Origin of the sequence: Pelotomaculum schinkii (assembly GCF_004369205.1) — a bacterium.
GTDB lineage: Bacteria > Bacillota > Desulfotomaculia > Desulfotomaculales > Pelotomaculaceae > Pelotomaculum_C > Pelotomaculum_C schinkii.
In genome coordinates, this window is the sequence record NZ_QFGA01000002.1 from 344386 (window position 1) to 363566 (window position 19181).

Here is a 19181-nt window from a genome sequence, read left to right on the forward strand (position 1 = left end):
TTGGGGTTTTCCGGAGTGAACGGAGCACCTGGGTGCGTTCCTTAGCGCGTGCGTTGCTTGCAGAAAAGCTTGAATAGCGCGTAGCTACCGGATGGCAGTCTGCAGATGCGTTCGGCACGACGATCTTGATGCACAAATGGAGAATTGCGAAGAGAGCGGAGGATAACCCCAAGCCCACTACCCCAGAGGCTTTTCGAGAACGGCAGACCAGAGAACTACCTCTGTTTCACTTACCACAAACACTGTTCTCGAAAAGGCTTGACTTGCGGGCTTGGGGTTATCCGGAGCGAGCGGAGCACCTGGGTGCGTTCCTTAGCGCGTGCGTTGCTTGCAGTAAAGCTTAAATAGCGCGTAGCTACCGCATGGCAGTCTGCAGATGCGGTTGGTACGACGATCTTGATGCACAAATGGAGAATTGCGAAGAGAGCGGAGGATAACCCCAAGCCCACTACGCATGAGGCTTTTCGAGAACCAATTATACACTTGTTTTTTAGCGGGATGAATTTAGAGCAGGGTTAAAGGAAATGCTATTAAAAGTTTGCCAGCTCATCGCATAAAGAAGGTGAATTTTATGGCAGGCCTTGTCAGTTTCTTTAACCCGAAATCGGTCGCCATAATCGGCGCGTCCAAGGCTGCTGGTAAGATCGGAAACGTGATTGTTAAAAATATGATCAGCAGTGGTTATACCGGCCCTATTTTTCCCATTAACCCCAAGGAGCAGGAAATCGAGGGGCTCGCCTGTTACCCGGCGGTGGACAAGACGCCAATGCCGGCCGAGCTCGCGGTCCTTTCCCTGCCGGCGTCCCGCACGCTGGATGCAGCCCAGCAGTGCGGCATCAGCGGGGTTAAAAACCTGGTGGTGATCACCGCCGGCTTCAAGGAAACAGGCAAAGAAGGTCTGGAACTGGAGCGCCGTCTGGTGGAAACCTGCCGCAAATACGAAATGAGGATGACGGGCCCCAACTGTGTCGGATTGATTGATACGCACACCCCGATTAACGCCTCTTTTGCTGCCGGCTTTCCTCTCAAAGGGGAAATAGCCTTTATCTCTCAGAGCGGCGCCATGGTCCTCTCCATTCTGGACTGGAGCTACCGGGCCGGTCTTGGCTTCAGCAAGTTTGTCAGCCTGGGTAATAAAGCCGACCTCACCGAGTCCCACTTTATTGAGGACGCCGGACAGGACCCCAACACCAAGGTAATCCTGTGCTACATTGAGGACGTGGAAAATGGCGCTCATTTTTTGGAGGCAGCCCGGACAGCCAGCCGCAAAAAACCCGTCATCATACTAAAATCAGGAACCAGCCAGGCCGGCGCCCAGGCAGCCTCCTCCCATACGGGCGCGCTGGCTGGAAGCGACCTGGCCTATGAAACAGCTTTCCGTCAATGTGGTGTTATTCGCGCCAGAAGTATGGCGGAACTCTTTGACCTGGCCGTGGCCTTTGCCAGCCAGCCGGTACCTTCCGGGGGCAGGGTGGCGGTGGTCACCAACTCCGGAGGTCCCGGGATTATCGCCGCCGACACCATTGAGCAGAAGAAACTACAGATGGCGCGCTTTACGCAGGAGACGATCGAGCAACTGCGCGGCAACCTGCCCCGGGAATCCAATATTTACAATCCGGTTGACGTGTTAGGGGATGCTAAGGCCGACCGTTTCCGCTTCTCCCTTGACAAAGCTCTGTCAGACCCCGGGGTGGACAGCGCTTTGGTACTGGTCTGCCCGACTGCCGTGACAGAACCGGTAGAGACAGCCAGAGCTCTGGTTGAGATGAGAGCGGCTCACCCTGAAAAGCCCCTGCTTGCGGCCTACATGGGAGGAGAAAAACTGGCGGAGGGAGTCAAGGTCCTGGAGGAAGCTAAAATACCCTGTTTTACCTTTCCCGAGCCGGCAGTTTCCTCGATCAGCGGCCTGACCGGCTACGCCCGCACCAGGGAACTGCCCGCCAACGAGCAGGACTTGAGTTACGAGTGTTCCAATTTAAAAAACGTCAAGGCTATCCTTTACGATGTAAGAAAAGACAAGCGCCTGGTCCTGCTGGGCAGTGAGGCCGCTGAGGTGGTGGAAGCTTACGGCATTCCCGCCGCTCCGACAACCCTGGCGGCCAGCCCGGGAGAGGCGGCCGAAAGCGCCGGACGGCTTGGTTACCCGGTAGTCTTAAAAATTGCCTCGCCTGAGATACTGCATAAGAGCGACGTGGGCGGGGTACTCATAGGGCTCGACTCCCCTGAAAGGGTGCGCGCCGGATTTCTGGAAATCATGAATAATGTCCACCGCTACCTGCCCAACGCTGCCGTTTACGGCGTTGAAGTACAAAAAATGATGCCCAAAGGAACCGAGCTGATTATAGGCATGAGCAAGGACATCCAGTTTGGACCTTTAATCGCCTTTGGCCTGGGAGGCATCTATGTAAACCTGTTAAAAGATGTTTCTTTCCGGCTGGCCAGCGGTCTGAACCGCGGGGAGATCGAAAACATGCTGGCCGAAACAAAGGCCTATACCCTCTTGCGGGGCTACCGCGGCGAGAAACCGGCCGACATAGAGGCCATTATAGGGATTATCGGGCGTGTGGCCCGGCTTGTTACCGACTTCCCCGAAATAACGGAAATGGACATTAACCCGGTCTTTGCCTACAACCAGGGCGCATGCGCGCTCGATGTCAAAATTACTGTATCGTGAGGTGCAAAAGGTGAAAAACCTGTTTGTCATGGGAACTGCCGGAAGCGGCAAAACCAGCGTTGCGCTGGGACTGGCTTTAAAATTCCGCCAGGAAGGATACCGTGTGGGCTATTTCAAACCTGTGGGAAATGCCGTTGGAACAGGATCAAAGCTGGACGAAGACGGCCTGCTGATGAAGGAAGTACTCCACATGGAGCAACCTGTTGAGACGATTGTACCCTACCTGGCAGGTCCTGCCTACCTTTCCGGCTACAGAAACCCCTGTGAATCGCTCAGGTCCATCCGGCAGGCCTATGAGGCCGTGGCAGAGGATAAGGAACTGGTTATTATCGGGGGGGCAAGCTTTCCGCACATCATGGGCTGCCTGGGACTGGACGCCGTTAGTCTGGCCCTGGAGTTCAAGGCCGCGCCCCTGTTTACCATCAATATAACGGATGACTTCAGCATCGACCAGGCTATTTTTATTAACAGTTATTTGGCCTGTAAAGGATTAAATGTCCTGGGCAACATCTTTCACAACGTGCCGCTCCCCCTACTGGCCAAGACAGAGGGAATCTATCGCCCTATTCTTGCGGAGCGAGGTTTTCAAACCCTGGGCGTCATCCCCCAAAACCAGGAAATGACTGCGCCGACCGTTAAAGAATACTACGAGGTCCTGGGTGGCGAGATCCTTGCCGCCAGAGAGAAAATGGACCGTGTGGTCGAGGACGTGGTTATCGGAGCCATGTCCATCGAAAGCGCCCTGGGCTACCTGCGCCGCGCCGCCAATAAAGCTGTCATAACCGGTGGGGACCGTTCGGATGTAGCCCTGGCCGCCCTGGAAACGGACACCTCCGCTCTCATACTTACCGGCGGACTATATCCGGACGTGAAAGTGGCGGCAAGGGCTGAGGATAAGGGTGTTCCTGTTATCCTGGTACATTACGACACCTACACAACCATTGAGAAGGCGTCCAGTATCACCAGGAAAATCAGGGCCAATGACGAGAGAGCCATTCATACTGCGGTTGACAACATAGAAAAACACGTTGACTGGCGCAACGTGCTTAAACTACTGCAATAGGCTGCTACTTCATTGACCTCAGTTCAGTGCGGCCCTGCTCAATCTGGCTCGAAAGCTTGTCAAGACTTTCCATAAGATTAGTCAGGACATCGTCGGCATATCTGCGTGCTCCCTCGCGCAGTTCCCTGGCATTGTCTTCAGCCCTGGCCACGATTTCATCCGCCATGTCCTTGGCTTTACGTGCTACCTCGCTTTCGTCAGCCTGTTTTTCAACTTGCTTCTGAGCGTCTTCCAGGAGGCGCATCGCTTCCTTCTGGGAATCATTCATAACCTTTTCCCGTTCCTGGATAATCCACTTCGCCTGTCTAATTTCCTCGGGAATGGTAGTCCTGATACGGTCTAAAAGGTCCAGTATCCGGTCCTCATTTACCATTACTTTCCTGGTTAACGGAATCTTACCACTGGTTTCAATAAGCTCTTCAAGTTCATTAAGGGCGCTCAGCAGGTCCACAGCGGTTATATCCCTCCTTAGTCCTCATGGCAACGTTTAAACTTTTCTCTTAATTTCTCCTCCACTAATGGCGGCACCAAGCTCCGCAGGGAACCTCCAAATGAGGCTACCTCCTTAACTGTAGTGGAGCTGATGAAAGAATACTCTGCCTTGGTCATCAAAAAGACTGTTTCTATGTGGCAGGCCAGTTTTTGATTGGTAAGGGCCATTCTGAATTCGTTTTCAAAATCCGAAACCACCCGCAAGCCCCGGATAATAGCTTTTGCTTTGCACTCAATGGCGGCATCAACAGTAAGGCCTGAAAACGCCTTCACTTCTATGTTGGGATAGTTAGAGAGAACACCCTGCAGTAGTTGAATCCGCTCTTCAATCGAAAACAGCGGATTTTTACCCGGGTTGTAGGAAACTGCAACAATCAGCTTGTCAAAGATCAGAGCAGCTCTACCTATAATGTCCAGGTGGCCGTAGGTCACCGGATCAAAACTTCCCGGGCAAATTGCGGTTCGCATACGTTATCACCCCGGTGTTTCATTATCTGCGAAAAAAAGAGAGTATAGTATCACCGTACTTTTCAGCGCGTAGGAGCCTCAAACCGTCCACAGACTGCGGCAGGCAGTCCCTCTTACTGCTTTCAACAATAACCATGCCCCCCGGTTTTAGCAGGTGGTACCGGTCGATATCAGCCAGTGTGACTGCTTCCAGGCTTTTCAAGTAGGGCGGGTCCAGGAAAACAAGGTCGAAAGCTTGTCCTTCTCGTGCTAACAGGTGCAACGCCTCGGTCACTTTGGCGGTAATAAGTCGAGCGCTTGGTTCCAAGCCGCAAGCTTTAAGGTTTTCTTTGATTATGGCGGCGTGTCGATGATTTGCTTCGACAAAGACGGCCACGCTCGCGCCGCGGCTCAGCGCCTCGATGCCGATGCTCCCGGATCCCGCAAAAAGGTCCAGAAAACAACAACCCGGTACATGCTCGCGAAGGATATTAAAGAGCGCCTCTTTTACCCGGTCAGCTGTTGGCCGCACTGTCAATCCGCCTGGAACTTTGAGTTTCCGGTTCCTGGCTGACCCGGATATCACACGTAAAATACAGATCCCTTCCTTTAATCCATAATTATAGCACAATTATAGAGGAAAATCGATTTAATTAGGAATTTCATTGAAACATTAGGACATTTGCATATTCCTGCCTCTCCAGGATAACCTATTGTTGGTTGTAATTAAAGGGAGGTGACACATTGAACCTTGATTTTTATAAGTCTAACAACATAAACGTTGATCTGGCCGTAGAAGCGCGCGATATTGTCAGGGGGCAGATTGGCCAGGAGATCCCCGGAGTCGTCGTCGACAGGGAGAAATACAGTAACACCACGGTGACGACTGTAAAGATTGTCGAGGATTACGCTGAGCAGATCATGGGCAAACCCAGGGGCAATTATATTACCATAGAAGCCCCGGCTCTCCGGGACAACAGCCGCGAAGCTCATCAAGAAGTGGCTGATGTCCTGGCCAAAAAACTTTCGTCGATGATAAATCTGCCGGAAAACGCCAATATTCTCCTGGTAGGGCTGGGCAACTGGCAGGCTACGCCAGACTCGCTGGGGCCAAAAGTCATTGAACACAGTATGGTCACCCGGCACATGTACAACTATGCCCCCGAGGAAATCAAACCGGGTATGCGCTCCGTCAGCGCCATTTCCCCGGGCGTGCTGGGTATCACCGGCATCGAAACCGCCGAAATAATCAAGGGAGTAGTTGAAAAAATCCGGCCGGAACTGATAATCGTGGTAGATGCCCTGGCGGCCGGCAGTGTCGATCGGATTGCCACAACCATCCAGATCACCGACACAGGGGTGAGCCCCGGTTCCGGCATCGGCAACAAGCGCACAGGTATCAACAAAGACACCATGGGTGTCCCCGTCATCGCCATCGGCATTCCAACGGTTGTCAACGCGGCGATCATCGCTCAGGTTACCCTGGAACACTTTTTGGAGCAGATTCAAAACAACCAGGCGCTTGTTCAGCTTTCCCAGAACCTCAACCCGGGTTTAATGCAGCAGGCTATCAGCCAGGTTTTAGCCCCGTTTGGCGGCAACCTGACAGTGACTCCCAAGGAAATTGACTCGCTTATCGCCAGCACCTCCAAGACTGTCGCCGGCGGTATTTCCATGGCCCTGCACCCCGCCATTGGCGCGGAAGAATATACTATGTACCTGAACTGATATGAAAGACGGCAGGCGGAAATCTTTTTCCGCCTGCCCACTATAAGATTGGAGTGGATTGACAAGCAATCTTTAAAACGAACCCGTTTTTTGATTCTACCTCCTTAAATACCAGCAAATATAGTATGATTCACCGCAAGCAAAGTTATGCCGGTTATTTCAACTCCAAAAGCTCGCGGAGTAATTCATCGGTTAATTCTTCCTCTGAATATAAAGGTATTCCATTCGCGCCAAGCATTGCTGCAGTTACTCCCTTTCCTTCCTTAATTACGTGGCTGAAGCTGCCGTCATAAATTTTATGCGCGCCACATGACGGGCTTCTTTCTTTCAATATGGCAGCCTTAACTGGAAAAATCTCAGTAAGATATAAGCTTTGTTCAGCTCCTTTTATAAATTGGCTGGTTACCTCCTCACCCATACTATTTATCGCTTTTGAGCCGTCAATTATTTCTACCGGCGGCCTCGGAGTGGCAAGTCCACCCAATTGTTCCGGGCAGAACGGCAAATACTTCCCCAGGTGGCTGTATTTCATTAATAAGTCATTTTTATTGGTAAAAGTGCCGTCGTACTTCGCATGCATACCCAGCAGGCAGGAGCTGACCATAATCAATTTGTGATTCTCCTTTCTTTTAATGGCAAGGGCAGCCCGGGGACAAGCAACCGGGCATCAAGCCGCTTGTTTTTATTTTTTCCACTATAACTTAATTAAGGCAGTTACACAATCTAAGGAAGGGATTGTCACGGGAGGATTTTTGGAAATGATTTTATTCATATAACTTTTTCCCATGCAGGAGGATTTTTTCGAATTATATTTAATTAACTCTTTGTTTTGTTTTTTAACTTTACATATATACGGAATAAAGGAGGATAGTCTGCACTTATTAACAAAGGAAGGGGAGTTTTTTTTGAAAATTGTAAAATTAACACTTCTGACAGCCATTCTCGCGTTGGCTCTACTGGCCGCCGGCTGTGGAAGCAAAGAGACACCAAAAGGAGCGGCCCCGTCTGCCGACGCTGAGAAAATCAAGGTGGCCTTCGTGTACGTCGGGCCCGTAGGCGATGAGGGATTCTCATACGCCCATGATCAGGGGCGTCAATACCTGGAAAAGGAAATGTCCAACGTCGTCACAACCAAAGTTGAATCTGTCGCGGAAGGAGCCGACGCCGAGCGCGTCATCACCCAACTCGCCCAGGAAAACAAGATAGTGTTTGCCACCAGCTTTGGCTACATGGACAGCGTGATCAAGGTGGCCGAGAAGTTCCCCAATGTGGTGTTCATGCATTGCTCCGGTTACAAGACAGCCCCTAACGCAGGCACCTATTTCGGACGCATGTACCAGGCCCGGTACTTAAGCGGTATAGTGGCCGGCAAGATGACCAAAACTAACACCATCGGCTACGTGGCCGCTTACCCGATTCCGGAAGTAATCCGCGGCATCGACGCTTTTACCCTCGGCGTCCGCTCGGTCAACCCGAACGCCAAAGTTAAGGTAATGTGGACCATGACCTGGTATGACCCGCCCAAAGAAAAAGACGCCGCAGTGGTGTTATTGGACGGCAACGCCGACATCATTGCCCAGCATCAGGATACACCCAGCCCGCAGCAGGCGGCTGCTGAACGCGGCAAATACAGTATCGGCTACAACAGCGACATGAGCAAGGTCTCGCCCAATACCGTGCTGACATCGGCAGTTTGGAACTGGGGTCCCTATTATGTCAACACCGTCAAGCAAGTCCAGGCCGGCACATGGAAAAATGACCAGTACTGGGGTCCAATTTCAGATAATATCGTAGGTCTGGCTCCCTACGGCCCGGCGGTTCCCGATGATGTAAAACAAGCGGTCGAAGCAAAGAAACAAGAGCTTTTGAGCGGCAAGTTCGACGTATTCACCGGACCGATCAAAGACCAACAGGGAACTGTCAAAGTGGCCGAAGGTCAGAAAATGAGTGATGCAGATATGCTGCAACTGAACTGGTTTGTCGAAGGTGTGGAAGGAACCATTCCCGCCCAGTAACAGCAAGCTTTTTGTAATAAGCAGCGGCCCGCCGGCTTATCTGCCGGCGGACCTTTCAATTTTGACGGAGGTTTTATGGCAAAGACTTTACTGGTGGAAATGAAGGGCATTACCAAACGGTTTCCCGGTGTGACGGCCAACCGGAACGTGCATTTACAGTTGTTCCAAGGGGAGATCCACGCCCTCCTGGGGGAAAACGGCTCGGGCAAGAGTACCCTGATGAGTGTGTTAAGCGGCCTGTACAGGCCGGATGAAGGAGAAATCTACATCCGTGGGGAAAAGGTGAATTTTCTTTCGCCGCGGGATGCGATAAATGCAGGCATCGGCATGGTCCACCAGCATTTCCGCCTGGTGGAACCCTTTACAGTAGCGGAAAACGTTGCCCTCGGCTCCAGGGAAACACCGTTTAAGCTGAAAATGAAGGGGTTGGAAGTACAGATCAGGCAGCTCTCCGCCGATTTCGGCCTGAGCGTGGACCCGGCGGCGCCGGTATGGCGTCTTTCCCTGGGCGAACTGCAGCGGGTGGAGATCATCAAAATGCTCTATCGACAGACCAACGTATTGATCCTGGACGAGCCCACGGCAGTACTTACACCGGGAGAAGTCAAGGATCTTTTTACGATTCTGAAAAAAATTGCCGCGAGCGGCAAGGCTGTTGTGGTGATCACCCACAAGCTCAGCGAAGTAATGACGGTGGCGGACCGGGTGACGGTGCTGCGTGACGGTGTCGTGGCCGGGACGGCGTTGCAGGAAGAAATATCTGAAAGCAACCTGGCTGCCCTGATGATTGGGCGGGAAATGCCGCAGCCGGCGGCTAAAACAGCGGTTGCGGCGGGACGAACCGTACTGGAACTAAAAGACATGCATGTCCGGGGAGAAGGTGGCAGCGAAGCCCTGGCAGGTGTCAATATTGCCGTACGGGAAGGGGAAATCCTCGGTATCGCCGGGGTGGCCGGCAACGGGCAAAAAGAACTGGCCGAAGCAGTCACCGGGCTGCGCCGTATCAGCGGGGGCAGCATTTTTCTCGGTGATGAGGACGTAACCGGGCTCCCGGTCCGGCAGCGGATCGACCGGGGTATCGGCTATGTGCCGGAAGACCGCCTCGGCACCGGACTTGTGCCGGGCCTAAGCGCCACCGACAACATGATCCTCAAAAATTACCGGAAACCGGGCAGCAACCGGGGCTTCTTCATTCGCCACAGCGATGTACAGAAACAAACCGGGGATTTAATCAAAAAGTTTTCTGTCCGGCTGGCCGACCCCGCCCTGCCGGTCCGTTTTCTTTCCGGCGGCAATCTGCAACGTTTGCTGCTGGCCCGTGAAATTTCAAGCCAACCGCGTCTATTGGTTGCCGTCTACCCGGTGCGGGGACTTGATATCGCGGCGACCGAGGCGATCCACAGCCTGCTGTTCGACCTCCGTGCAACGGGCGCGGCGGTACTCCTGATATCTGACGACCTGGAAGAAATTTTCAAAATGTCCGACCGTATTGCCGTTCTATACCGCGGCCGGGTCCAGTCTGTATTCCCAAATACCGGTGATACCGATATGGAAATCCTTGGCCGGCTCATGACCGGCGCAGCACAAAGAGAGGAAGAGGTATCATGAGTGTCAAACCGGCGCTGCGGCTGGAAAAAAGGCTGGAAACGTCCAGATCGGCGGCTTTCCTGGTACCGGTCGTTTCAGTAGTTCTGGCGCTCTTTACCGGGGCGCTGTTCTTCTGGTTCTCCGGTAAAAACCCGGCTGTCGTTTACAGCTCAATGTTCTATGGAGCCTTCGGCTCTGCCTACGGACTTTCCGAGACAGTGGTCAAGGCGATCCCGCTGTCCCTGTGCGGACTGGGTATTGCCCTGGCCTTCCGTATGCAGCTTTGGAATATCGGGGGCGAGGGTCAGTTTTATATGGGGGCTATGGCTGCCACCTGGGTAGCCCTCTTTCACCCCCAGCTGCCGGGCTGGATTATGCTCCCGGCCATGTTCCTGGCCGGTTTTATCGCCGGAGGTTTATGGGGCCTGCTGCCGGCTGTGCCGAGGGCCTACCAGGGAGTGAACGAAACCATAACCACCCTCATGCTCAATTACATAGCCATCTTCTGGGTGGACTACCTGGTGCACGGCCCGTGGCGGGACCCGGCAGGTTTTAATTTCCCCTTGACGGCGCAGTTTGTCCCGTCGGCAATCCTGCCTGCCTTTGGAACGACCAGGATTCACGCCGGACTGATCTTTACCATAGCAGCCGCGCTGGTGATGTACCTGGTCATGCGGAACACGCGCACAGGCTTTGAGATAAAAGTGATCGGCGAAAGCCAGAGCGCCGCCCGTTATGCCGGTATAAGTCTGGAAAAGAATATCCTGCTGGTGATGCTGTTCAGCGGCGCCCTCTGCGGCCTGGCCGGCATGGCGGAGGTCTCCGGTATCGCAGGCCGCCTGCAGGAGGGCTTGAGCCCCGGGTACGGCTATACGGCCATTATCGTGGCCTGGCTTTCTCGTTTGAACCCCCTGGCCCTGCCTGTAGTCGCCTTTATGTTCGGTGGGCTGCAGGTGGGCGGCTACTCCGTTCAGACCAGCGGCGTGCCGGCTACCACCGTCTCCATGCTCCAGGGACTGCTGCTGTTTTTTGTGCTGGGAGGAGAGTTGTTTTACCGCTATCGTTTGTCCTGGCGGAGTAAGTCTATCAAGGAGGGAGCCAACTCATGACCAACGATCTGCTCATCGCTATACTGGCGACCTCAGTAATGGTTGGAACACCGATTCTGTTCGCTTCACTCGGGGAAATACTTACAGAGCGGGCCGGGATTTTGAACCTGGGCGTGGAGGGGGTTATGCTGGTCGGCGCAGTTAGCGGTTTTGCCGTAGCCCTGTTCAGCCACAACCCCTGGCTGGGGGTGACCGGGGCCATGCTGGCCGGCGGCGCCCTGGCCCTGGCGCACGCTGTTCTCTGCGTCACCCTAAAGGCGAACCAGGTTGTGAGCGGGCTGGCCCTGGCTCTATTTGGCGCGGGTTTAAGCGGCTATCTGGGCAAGTCTCTGGTCGGCATCCCCCTCCCGGTAAAAATAGCAGCCTCCAAAGTCCCCCTGCTTGGCGACATCCCCTTTTTGGGGCCGGTGTTTTTTCAGCAGGACGGGATGGTTTATCTGGGCTACCTGATCGCTCCGGCCCTGTGGTACCTGCTCTTTCGGACCAGAACAGGCCTCTCTGTCCGCGCGGTGGGCGAAAACCCGGGCGCGGCCGACGCGCTCGGCATCAGCGTTTCCCTCACCCGTTACGCCTGCACCATAGCGGGCGGGATGTTGGCCGGCGCCGGAGGCGCCTATCTTTCCCTGGCCTACGCCCCGGCCTGGCTGGAGAACATGACGGCGGGGCGCGGCTGGATTGCCATAGCCCTGGTTATTTTTGCCGCCTGGAACCCGCTTTACGCCCTGGCCGGCGCCTACCTGTTCGGCGGCATCGACGCGCTTTCCCTGCGATTGCAGGCGATGAACGTGACGGTTTCCCCGTTCTTCTTGAGAATGCTGCCTTACCTTTTTACTTTACTGGTACTGGTGCTGGTCACCAGAAAGTCAACCCGCCACCGCTTCGGCGCACCCAAGGCCCTTGGACTGCCCTACGAACGGGAAGAGCGGTGATGATGTGAAGAAAGCAGGAAAAAAAATTCTTTCCGGCGCGCGCGGAGTATGGCTGCGTAAGCCGGAAACCAAAATCAAAGAAAGCGCGAAAATTTACAAACGCAAAGGACGCAGGCGCCAGGAGCAACATTAAGAAGAAATTCAAAAGCACATCGCGGGAATGGTTCTTATTAACCGATAATAATATGCTCCTTCACATAATGAAAACTATCTTCAGGCCGCCGGGTGCGGAATAAGAGCAGCAAGGAAATGAGACCGATACGGCCAATCAGCATGACGGCAATGATGATGGCCTTCCCCGCTTTGGAAAGTTCGCCGGTGATACCCATGGAAAGACCGGTTGTGCCGAACGCGGAACAAACCTCAAAAATAATTTCTGTGGTTGAGAAGTTTTCAATAGCCGCCAGAGCGACTACAGAGACAAAAATGAGGATCACCGCCAAAAAGAACACCAGCAGCGCCTTCACAATATCTTCCTGGTAAAGTTCCCGTTGGAACACTTTAACATGATTGCTTCCTTCCAGATAAGCTTTTAGGCTAAGCAACAGCACAGCAAAGGTTGTGGTGCGAATGCCGCCGCCACAGCTGCTGGGAGAAGCGCCGATAAACATCAGCAGGGATAAAAACAACAGTGTTGACGAACTGAAAATATTCATATCAATGGAACTGAAACCGCCATTTCGCGTGGTTAGTGATTGAAAAAGCGCCACCGCTATTTTTTGGCTCCACGGCATTCCAGCCAGAGTGCTTGAATATTCGGAAAGCAATATAAAGAAAAACCCGGCAATAACCAGAATGCCAAAGGTGATCGTAGTAATTTTTGTGTAAAGAGAAAACCGCAGCTTTCTTTGCTTGCGCCAGGAGAGGAGGTTGGAATAAGACTCCAGAAGCACCGGAAAACCTATGGCGCCGGCCAGAAGTAAAGTACCGATGACACCCTTCACAATATAATCCTGTTGAAAATCCAAAAGACTGTTGCCGAACAGGTCAAATCCGGCATTTGTAAAACCGGATATTCCGTGAAACACTCCCATGCCCAGCGCGCTTAAAAAGGGCGCCTGGTAATTATATATAAAATGGATGGTCAAAATCAGCGCGCCCAATAATTCAAACAGGATGGCTACCTTTAAAATAAACAGGATTAGTTTGACCATTCCCTGCAGGGATATCTGGTTTTGATCAGCCCTGATCATCAGGCGTTCCCGGAGACGGATCTGGTTGCCCCGCATAACGAAAAACAGAGTTCCCATAGACATGATACCGATGCCTCCAAACTGGATTAAAAAAGCCAGTATGGTTCGTCCGGCCAGGCTAAAGGTGTCCCTCGTTACGACAGTGGTAAGTCCCGTTACGCTGATCGCGCTGGTAGCTGTAAAAAGGGCGTCAATAAACTCAAGTTTAACCCCCGGCTGTAGTGCGAAGGGACTGCTGAGCAGAACCGACCCGAGAAAGGCAAAAAGCAGATACCCCAGCACAATAAACTGTATTGGCGTGAGGATTTTTTTCTGATTCAAAGGAACAGGCCTGATCTTCTCCAAGTCATGCACTCCCTGAAAATCAAAATTTGGACAAGATGTTCTGCCCAAAATAATATTATAGTGGAAAAGTAAATAAATACAACTCAAAATTTATTCTTTCCGGCGACATAATGACTATACGATGAGTATGGCATAAGCTGTCACGGGGACGGCCCCTTTGACAGACTGGTAGTGACGTCAAAGGAGCCGTCCCCGCAATAACTCCAAAGTACACGGATCAGGAACGAGGCTTTACACTTTAAATTAACTGCTGTACTTTCGTTTTCTGAATTTCCAGGCAAACAATAATCCGAGTAAAATAACAGCTGCACTGACCGAAATATAGCCTATTTGCACAGGAGACATTTGATTGCTTGTGCCCCTGTTACCAAATGGATTCATCCCTTCATTGCCGGGCGCGGCGCCGGGGCGGGCATTGGCTCTGCCGGGCTGCTGCATACCGGCAGGCATATTTTTCATTCTCTCAATCCTGTCATCGTCCAGGCCCAATTCTTTTAGCCGGGCAATCTGTTCAGCTGAAAGCTCGCCATTCTCTGTTTCCTGCATAATTTTCATTATCTCAGCCATATTCTCTTGATTCTGCATATTTCTGTCGCCGGGGGGGCCGCCGCTATTAGCAGGTTGAGGCTCTCTATTGTTGTTTTGCTCAGCAGGGATACCCTGGTTATTATTCCGGCCCTCACCGCCCGGCATGCCACCCGCGCCGTTACCTCTCATACCGCCGCCCATACCTCCAAGCGCGCTCAAATCAATACCGGCAGTTGTGGTATTTTGCTTAGAAGTATTGTCTACTTGCTGCGATGAGGTCGCAGGCAGAGTTCCCGCCAACTGCGCTGTAATACTTGCGGCGCGCTGACTGGCAAACTCCAGGAAAACAGGAAGTGTGTTTTCATACTGCTCGTAGGTGTAAAAAGCAGTCGCGTCGTTTTTGACATAGTCGCTAATCAGCGCGTCTACCTTTTGCACATTATTTTCGAATACCCCGCTGTCAAAATAACTTGAAACAACTTCACTTAAATATTTATGGTAAAGCTCCTTATACTCCGGCACTTCAAGCAGCTTTCCGATAAGAGGGCGCTCACTTAGACTACTTGTAACAGGTGTATCTATAGGGTGATGAATCGCCGCTTCCGCATTATTTATCTCGTGGCCTGCGAAAGCCAGGTTGAAATCCCATGGCAAAATCGTAAATACACCGTTTTCCTCGTACAAATAATAATTATGCTTCATATTCCCCGTATAGCTGTCAAAGTTGACCAGATAGGTATTGACCGCGAAATATCGCAGGATCGAATCAACGTCTAAATATTGTTCAAGGTCGGTACCATTATTCAGGTTATATATCATCTTTATTACCTTGTCGAAATCGCTGTCGGTAACATCATAGGCGGCATTGTTTCTAATTCCTGAATAGTTTGAGGCGCTTTCACCGGTCCATTTAAGGTCTGCGCCCGAGCCTTCCGGACGATATAGGCAGCCGTCTAAACTGCCGTAATTTCTCTCAACAAAGCTCTCCTCCATCACTTCAACGGCGAGGTACAGCCCCCACGGTTCGCCGTTTACCGTTATGTTGGCATAAGCATATTTGGGCGTAACAACCCCCATTGAATCAAACAGGTCATAAGCGATATATTCCTTCATATAGGTTTTATCCATGATGATATTGTTTAACGCCAGTTTATTTAAGCCAAAACAGGTTTGCCCCGCAATGTAGGTGTCAAACTCGATTTTGAAGCTGTATCGATCAGTGTTTTCGTTTCCGGCAACCGTCCTTAAGCTTGAATTCCCTTTGGGCCTGATACCGGCATTGTAAAAGGTGGCGCCGTTTACAGTTATATCACAGCTGCGATATTCCTCCCTGGTTGCGTTTTCAAGGATCCAGTCAAAATCCTCTTGTTTAATGTCAATGTTGATTTGTGTTACCTCGTCTTTGTTAAATACCTTGCTGACGTATTCGGGCTCAGTGGCAGCAGAAGTACTGAGCATGCCGGGGAAAAGGATTAAAGCGGTTGTAAACATAACAGCAATTACCATAGCAATTGCAATTATCAAGTTTATGCGCTTGCCTTCTATCATTGTTTACACCACCATTAAGACATGTATTCTCCGTTGTAGCTTACCAGCACAGCATTATTAACCCCTGCGATACGGCTGATTTCGTTTACAAATTTCGTGGACATATCTTTTAGCCTTATTTCAACAGTCAGCTCAACACCGCTGCCGGCGGCTACCGTCTTTGATTTCACGACATGTTTCTTAACGCTTTTCACTATATAGTCCATTGCGTCCTTTTCACTCTCATCACCGTCACATCTAATCACCAGTATATAAGGGTTATCCGTACTCTTTTTGTTCACAAACAAAACCATTATTACCCCGATGAACAATGAGCCAAATACAGCAAGTGGGATTAACCCGGCGCCTAAAACAATGCCCGCGCTGATTGCCCAGAATAAAAAGGCGATATCAATCGGTTCTTTGATAGCCGAACGAAATCTTACAATAGACAACGCGCCGACCATACCAAGAGAGAGAATAACATTGGAGCTGATCGCCATGATGATCAGTGTTGTTATAAGCGTCAAGGAAAGGAGGGAAACACCAAAGCTTGCCGAATACATAACACCCCTGAAGGTCTTTTTATATACTAAAAAAATAAAAAGCCCCAACGCAAAAGCAAGACCAAGCGCTATTACCGCGTCCAACATCGAAAACGATGTAACCTTATCCAAAATATTTGACTTGAAGATGTCGTTAAAATTCAATTGATCAATACCGTTCACTTAATTTACCTCCGTTTTCTTAGCTAGCCGTAGATGCGGCAGGCCGCATACTTTGAAATTGCCGTATTGCGCCGCTCGTTTGTCTGAATTATATCCCTGATCAACTCAGGCAAAAACGCATCGAACTTTACCTCTAAAATGATTTGACCGCTTGCGGTTATATTCATGGTCGGCAGGTTCGGATTGAAAAAATCCTTGGAAACCAAACCACTTTTCAATTTGCTGTCAATAGTTATTCTCACGTTGCCAGGCTCATAGATATATGCTTCTCTGAAATAATCAACAACGGTTTTAGGCTGCATGAGTTGATATTGCATCTTGGCATACAGCTCCTGCAGCAGTTTATTGCCGGAAGCGATAAGCCACTCGATATCGCCTTCCAGCAGCCTTTCACATTGTTCCCGGGTAACTCTTGCCGCGGCCTTTGAACACAGGCTGTTTGTCTTACTTTTCTTCTCCAGCTTGATGAATGAAGGGTCGTCATTATAAAACCTTATTCTGAATTTTTCACGATGGTTGATCCCGTTGATTTTTTCCATGAGCGCTTTGTTATCAGGATTGTCAAAATACAGGCTCCGGATCTTATATGTCCCGTCACTCCCGGCAAATCTGTCCAGCTTTGCAATATGTTTTAACCTGCTTTTTATGGTGAAATAATCAGAAATATTGATATAATGTTTTAACTCGTGCCTGAATTTTTGTTTTTTCATAATGTCACCTCTATTTTTTTGCTTTAAATTCATGCTGTCATTATAAGTTATGCATCTTAATGTTAACTGAGTGTTAACTTAAAGCAGACTTAAAATTGAAATTAAAAAAATACCCCCTCCAAAGAGATCTCCGGGACGAGGGGTATAAAGCATTTTTTTATAATCTCTAATGAACCGTATAAATCAGGAGATGTCCACTTGACTAACTCCGGAAGGATACCGGACCAAGCGGTGGATTTTGTCCCTGGATAATGTTTTCCATGCGCTTTCTGACCAGCTCATTGAACTCAGGGTGAGTAAGGATGTAAAACCTTTCTTCCTTAATTGCGGCAAAAACGGCATCAGCCACCTCGTCAGGAGACAACACCTTAAATCCATTTCTCACCAGGTAATTCCACGCGGCCTCTTCCGACCCGGAACTCATGGGCTTTGCAGCGGGATTGCCCTGGTATTCCAACGGCAGATTTCGTGAGGAACTGAGAATTCTTGTCTTAACAAAACCCGGACAAAGAACAGAAGCTTTTATTTTGGCCCCCTTTTCTGCCAGCGACCGGTAAAGATGCTCGGACAGCGCCACCACCGCATGCTTGGTGACATGATAGGCCGCGCCCGGGTGGTAGGGTAAAAGTCCCGCGGTAGAAGCTGTGTTGACAACATGGCATTCGGTATCCTGGGCAAGCATCACCGGGATGAATACCCGGAGCCCATGGATAATTCCCCAGAGGTTTACGCCTACAACCCATTCCCAGTCGGTCTGGCTGTTTTCCCAAATAGAACCTTCCATGCCGCTAACTCCGGCATTGTTACAAAGCAGATGACACGCCCCAAAGGCTTCGACCGTCTTCTTAGCCAAAGCTTCGACCTGATGCAGCATTGAAACATCCGTCAACACCGGCAAAACTGTCCCGCCCATAGCTGAGAGCTCTTTTTCAGCCCGGTCCAAAGCAGCTTGTTCCACATCAGCAAGCACTACCCGCATGCCCTCCTGTATACAGCGTTTGGCCATGCCCAGTCCAATGCCGCTGGCAGCACCCGTGATGACAGCAACTTTATCCTTGAACTCTTTCATGGTTGCCCCCCTACCCGTTAAAAATTCTCTAGCCTATATATCTAAAAGATAACCGGGATGGAAGGTAAAATCTTGAGGTTTTTTACAGCAATTCATTCAAAGCACCGGTACGTACAAATAAAATTTCCCGGTTTGCGCGTAATCCTCCGGAAATAGTTCAAACATATCAATCCCGGCGCCAACATTGATTTCAAGTCCTGTTGCATCGAGCCATTTATATAAATCTTTCATCACCGTATGAAAAATTAATCCCATTTTCCCGGGATACTTAAATACTGCATACTTGGACGCGGGAATACTCCGATCCGCCAACCCGGACCTGTCTCCCCAATACTCTTCCGCTGCTATACCGACGAAACAATAAATGCGGGACGGATCGCCGCGGTCGGCCCGGACGACGCTGAACAGCCGCCCCGCAGTGCCTCGGATAATGAATTCTTCTTTAAAACTAATCACCATACGAAACACTTCTGTCACTTCGTTTACGTCCTCCGGATGAAAAAGAACATCCTTTCCCAATAACTTTATCTCTTTGAGCTCCCGGCAAAAGTAATCAATAACAACGTCCTTTTTGACATTTCTAAAGTCCCGCTCAAGGACATCGATCCTATCCATCAAAGGAACAGAGACATTTTCTTTCCTATAGCGGTTTGGGGTAACGTGAAACATTTTGAGGAAGTTCCGGGTAAACTGTTCATGAGAGTTGAAACCATACCGGAAGGCAATGTCTACTACTTTATAGTCGGTATTCTTCAAAGCTATGGCAGCTTCCGACAGCTTTCGGCCAAGAACGTATGATTTAACTGTCTGATTGGTCACGGCCCGGAAGATACGATAAAAATGCATGGGTGATATATAATACATGGCCGAGAGTTCCTTCAAGCAAAGCTTCCGGTGCAAATTAGCCTCTATATATTGTATGGCGTCATTGATCATTCCAATGTAATGCATGGAATTGCCTCACCCTTAACAATGAACCTGCTGCTATGGTTCTTTCTCCATAAACTCCCCCACATCCTTCCAGCGCCCCATTATAG

18 protein-coding genes are annotated in these 19181 nt (G+C 50.7%); 8 read left to right on the top strand and 10 right to left on the bottom strand.

Features of this window, described 5'->3' with window-relative positions; genetic code table 11:
- Positions 1-571 precede the first annotated feature (571 nt).
- Together acs and Psch_RS12640 are read left to right on the top strand one after the other, a co-directional pair.
- Positions 572-2674, top strand: coding sequence for an acetate--CoA ligase alpha subunit (gene acs, locus Psch_RS12635; RefSeq protein WP_190240539.1), 2103 nt, complete (start codon positions 572-574; stop codon positions 2672-2674).
- The gene (locus Psch_RS12640) at positions 2652-3737 is read left to right on the top strand and encodes a phosphotransacetylase family protein (RefSeq protein ID WP_243124092.1); all 1086 of its coding nucleotides are present in this window, start codon (positions 2652-2654) and stop codon (positions 3735-3737) included. The genes acs and Psch_RS12640 overlap by 23 nt, the downstream gene beginning before the upstream one ends.
- 4 nt (positions 3738-3741) lie before the next feature.
- Here Psch_RS12640 and Psch_RS12645 read toward each other — a convergent pair whose 3' ends face one another.
- The 3 genes from Psch_RS12645 to rsmD are packed head-to-tail and all read right to left on the bottom strand — an operon-like array spanning position 3742 to position 5262.
- Complete coding sequence (locus tag Psch_RS12645) at positions 3742-4188, bottom strand: ATPase (RefSeq protein ID WP_190240540.1); 447 nt, start codon at positions 4186-4188, stop codon at positions 3742-3744.
- A gap of 17 nt (positions 4189-4205) precedes the next feature.
- Positions 4206-4697 (bottom strand): pantetheine-phosphate adenylyltransferase, encoded by a 492-nt coding sequence (gene coaD, locus Psch_RS12650; RefSeq protein WP_190240541.1) that lies wholly within the window; start codon positions 4695-4697, stop codon positions 4206-4208.
- Positions 4698-4719: 22 nt separating this feature from the next.
- Positions 4720-5262, bottom strand: a complete 543-nt coding sequence (rsmD, locus tag Psch_RS12655) for a 16S rRNA (guanine(966)-N(2))-methyltransferase RsmD (RefSeq protein WP_243124094.1) — start codon at positions 5260-5262, stop codon at positions 4720-4722.
- Positions 5263-5420: 158 nt separating this feature from the next.
- Here rsmD and gpr point away from each other — a divergent pair, with 158 nt between their 5' ends.
- Positions 5421-6404 (top strand): GPR endopeptidase, encoded by a 984-nt coding sequence (gene gpr, locus Psch_RS12660; RefSeq protein ID WP_190240542.1) that lies wholly within the window; start codon positions 5421-5423, stop codon positions 6402-6404.
- Positions 6405-6558: 154 nt separating this feature from the next.
- On the opposite strand, the gene Psch_RS12665 is transcribed toward gpr, so the two are convergent.
- A complete protein-coding gene (locus Psch_RS12665; protein ID WP_190240543.1) occupies positions 6559-7014 on the bottom strand; it encodes a 2-thiouracil desulfurase family protein in 456 nt (151 codons plus the stop codon).
- Between the two features lie 301 nt (positions 7015-7315).
- Between Psch_RS12665 and Psch_RS12670 the strand changes: the two genes are divergently transcribed.
- The 5 genes from Psch_RS12670 to Psch_RS21435 all read left to right on the top strand — a co-directional run bounded on the left by Psch_RS12670 (position 7316) and on the right by Psch_RS21435 (position 12177).
- Entirely contained in the window at positions 7316-8419 is a 1104-nt protein-coding gene (locus tag Psch_RS12670; RefSeq protein WP_427910109.1) for a BMP family ABC transporter substrate-binding protein, read from the top strand.
- 75 nt (positions 8420-8494) lie between these two features.
- Complete coding sequence (locus Psch_RS12675) at positions 8495-10027, top strand: ABC transporter ATP-binding protein (protein ID WP_190240545.1); 1533 nt, start codon at positions 8495-8497, stop codon at positions 10025-10027.
- A complete protein-coding gene (locus tag Psch_RS12680; RefSeq protein ID WP_190240546.1) occupies positions 10024-11115 on the top strand; it encodes an ABC transporter permease in 1092 nt (363 codons plus the stop codon). The genes Psch_RS12675 and Psch_RS12680 overlap by 4 nt, the downstream gene beginning before the upstream one ends.
- Positions 11112-12044: an ABC transporter permease gene (locus Psch_RS12685; protein WP_190240547.1), complete on the top strand. Its 933-nt coding sequence runs from the start codon at positions 11112-11114 to the stop codon at positions 12042-12044. Before Psch_RS12680 ends, Psch_RS12685 begins: the two co-directional genes overlap by 4 nt.
- Positions 12045-12048: 4 nt before the next feature.
- Positions 12049-12177 carry a hypothetical protein gene (locus tag Psch_RS21435; protein ID WP_282432465.1) on the top strand — a complete coding sequence of 43 codons (129 nt, stop codon included), beginning with the start codon at positions 12049-12051 and terminating at the stop codon, positions 12175-12177.
- Positions 12178-12214: 37 nt separating this feature from the next.
- Here Psch_RS21435 and Psch_RS12690 read toward each other — a convergent pair whose 3' ends face one another.
- The 6 genes from Psch_RS12690 to Psch_RS12715 all read right to left on the bottom strand — a co-directional run bounded on the left by Psch_RS12690 (position 12215) and on the right by Psch_RS12715 (position 19095).
- Entirely contained in the window at positions 12215-13582 is a 1368-nt protein-coding gene (locus tag Psch_RS12690; RefSeq protein WP_205079580.1) for a TrkH family potassium uptake protein, read from the bottom strand.
- 243 nt (positions 13583-13825) lie between these two features.
- Positions 13826-15658, bottom strand: coding sequence for a CotH kinase family protein (locus Psch_RS12695; protein WP_190240548.1), 1833 nt, complete (start codon positions 15656-15658; stop codon positions 13826-13828).
- Positions 15659-15672: 14 nt separating this feature from the next.
- Positions 15673-16347 carry a DUF4956 domain-containing protein gene (locus tag Psch_RS12700; RefSeq protein WP_190258840.1) on the bottom strand — a complete coding sequence of 225 codons (675 nt, stop codon included), beginning with the start codon at positions 16345-16347 and terminating at the stop codon, positions 15673-15675.
- A 41-nt stretch (positions 16348-16388) separates the two neighbouring features.
- On the bottom strand, positions 16389-17075 hold the full coding sequence (locus tag Psch_RS12705) for a polyphosphate polymerase domain-containing protein (RefSeq protein WP_134220370.1): 687 nt from the start codon (positions 17073-17075) through the stop codon (positions 16389-16391).
- A 202-nt stretch (positions 17076-17277) separates the two neighbouring features.
- The gene (locus tag Psch_RS12710) at positions 17278-18144 is read right to left on the bottom strand and encodes an SDR family NAD(P)-dependent oxidoreductase (RefSeq protein WP_190240549.1); all 867 of its coding nucleotides are present in this window, start codon (positions 18142-18144) and stop codon (positions 17278-17280) included.
- A gap of 96 nt (positions 18145-18240) precedes the next feature.
- Positions 18241-19095 carry a helix-turn-helix domain-containing protein gene (locus Psch_RS12715; protein ID WP_190240550.1) on the bottom strand — a complete coding sequence of 285 codons (855 nt, stop codon included), beginning with the start codon at positions 19093-19095 and terminating at the stop codon, positions 18241-18243.
- Between the last annotated feature and the right edge of the window lie 86 nt (positions 19096-19181).

What these genes read in the sequence shown, in the direction of transcription:
- acs (WP_190240539.1), top strand. Translation starts at nt 572, where the DNA reads ATGGCAGGCCTTGTCAGTTTCTTTAACCCGAAATCGGTCGCCATAATC.
- Psch_RS12640 (WP_243124092.1), top strand. Translation starts at nt 2,652, where the DNA reads ATGTCAAAATTACTGTATCGTGAGGTGCAAAAGGTGAAAAACCTGTTT.
- coaD (WP_190240541.1), bottom strand. Translation starts at nt 4,697, where the DNA reads ATGCGAACCGCAATTTGCCCGGGAAGTTTTGATCCGGTGACCTACGGC.
- Psch_RS12675 (WP_190240545.1), top strand. Translation starts at nt 8,495, where the DNA reads ATGGCAAAGACTTTACTGGTGGAAATGAAGGGCATTACCAAACGGTTT.
- Psch_RS12680 (WP_190240546.1), top strand. Translation starts at nt 10,024, where the DNA reads ATGAGTGTCAAACCGGCGCTGCGGCTGGAAAAAAGGCTGGAAACGTCC.
- Psch_RS12685 (WP_190240547.1), top strand. Translation starts at nt 11,112, where the DNA reads ATGACCAACGATCTGCTCATCGCTATACTGGCGACCTCAGTAATGGTT.
- Psch_RS12695 (WP_190240548.1), bottom strand. Translation starts at nt 15,658, where the DNA reads ATGATAGAAGGCAAGCGCATAAACTTGATAATTGCAATTGCTATGGTA.
- Psch_RS12705 (WP_134220370.1), bottom strand. Translation starts at nt 17,075, where the DNA reads ATGAAAAAACAAAAATTCAGGCACGAGTTAAAACATTATATCAATATT.
- Psch_RS12710 (WP_190240549.1), bottom strand. Translation starts at nt 18,144, where the DNA reads ATGAAAGAGTTCAAGGATAAAGTTGCTGTCATCACGGGTGCTGCCAGC.
- Psch_RS12715 (WP_190240550.1), bottom strand. Translation starts at nt 19,095, where the DNA reads ATGCATTACATTGGAATGATCAATGACGCCATACAATATATAGAGGCT.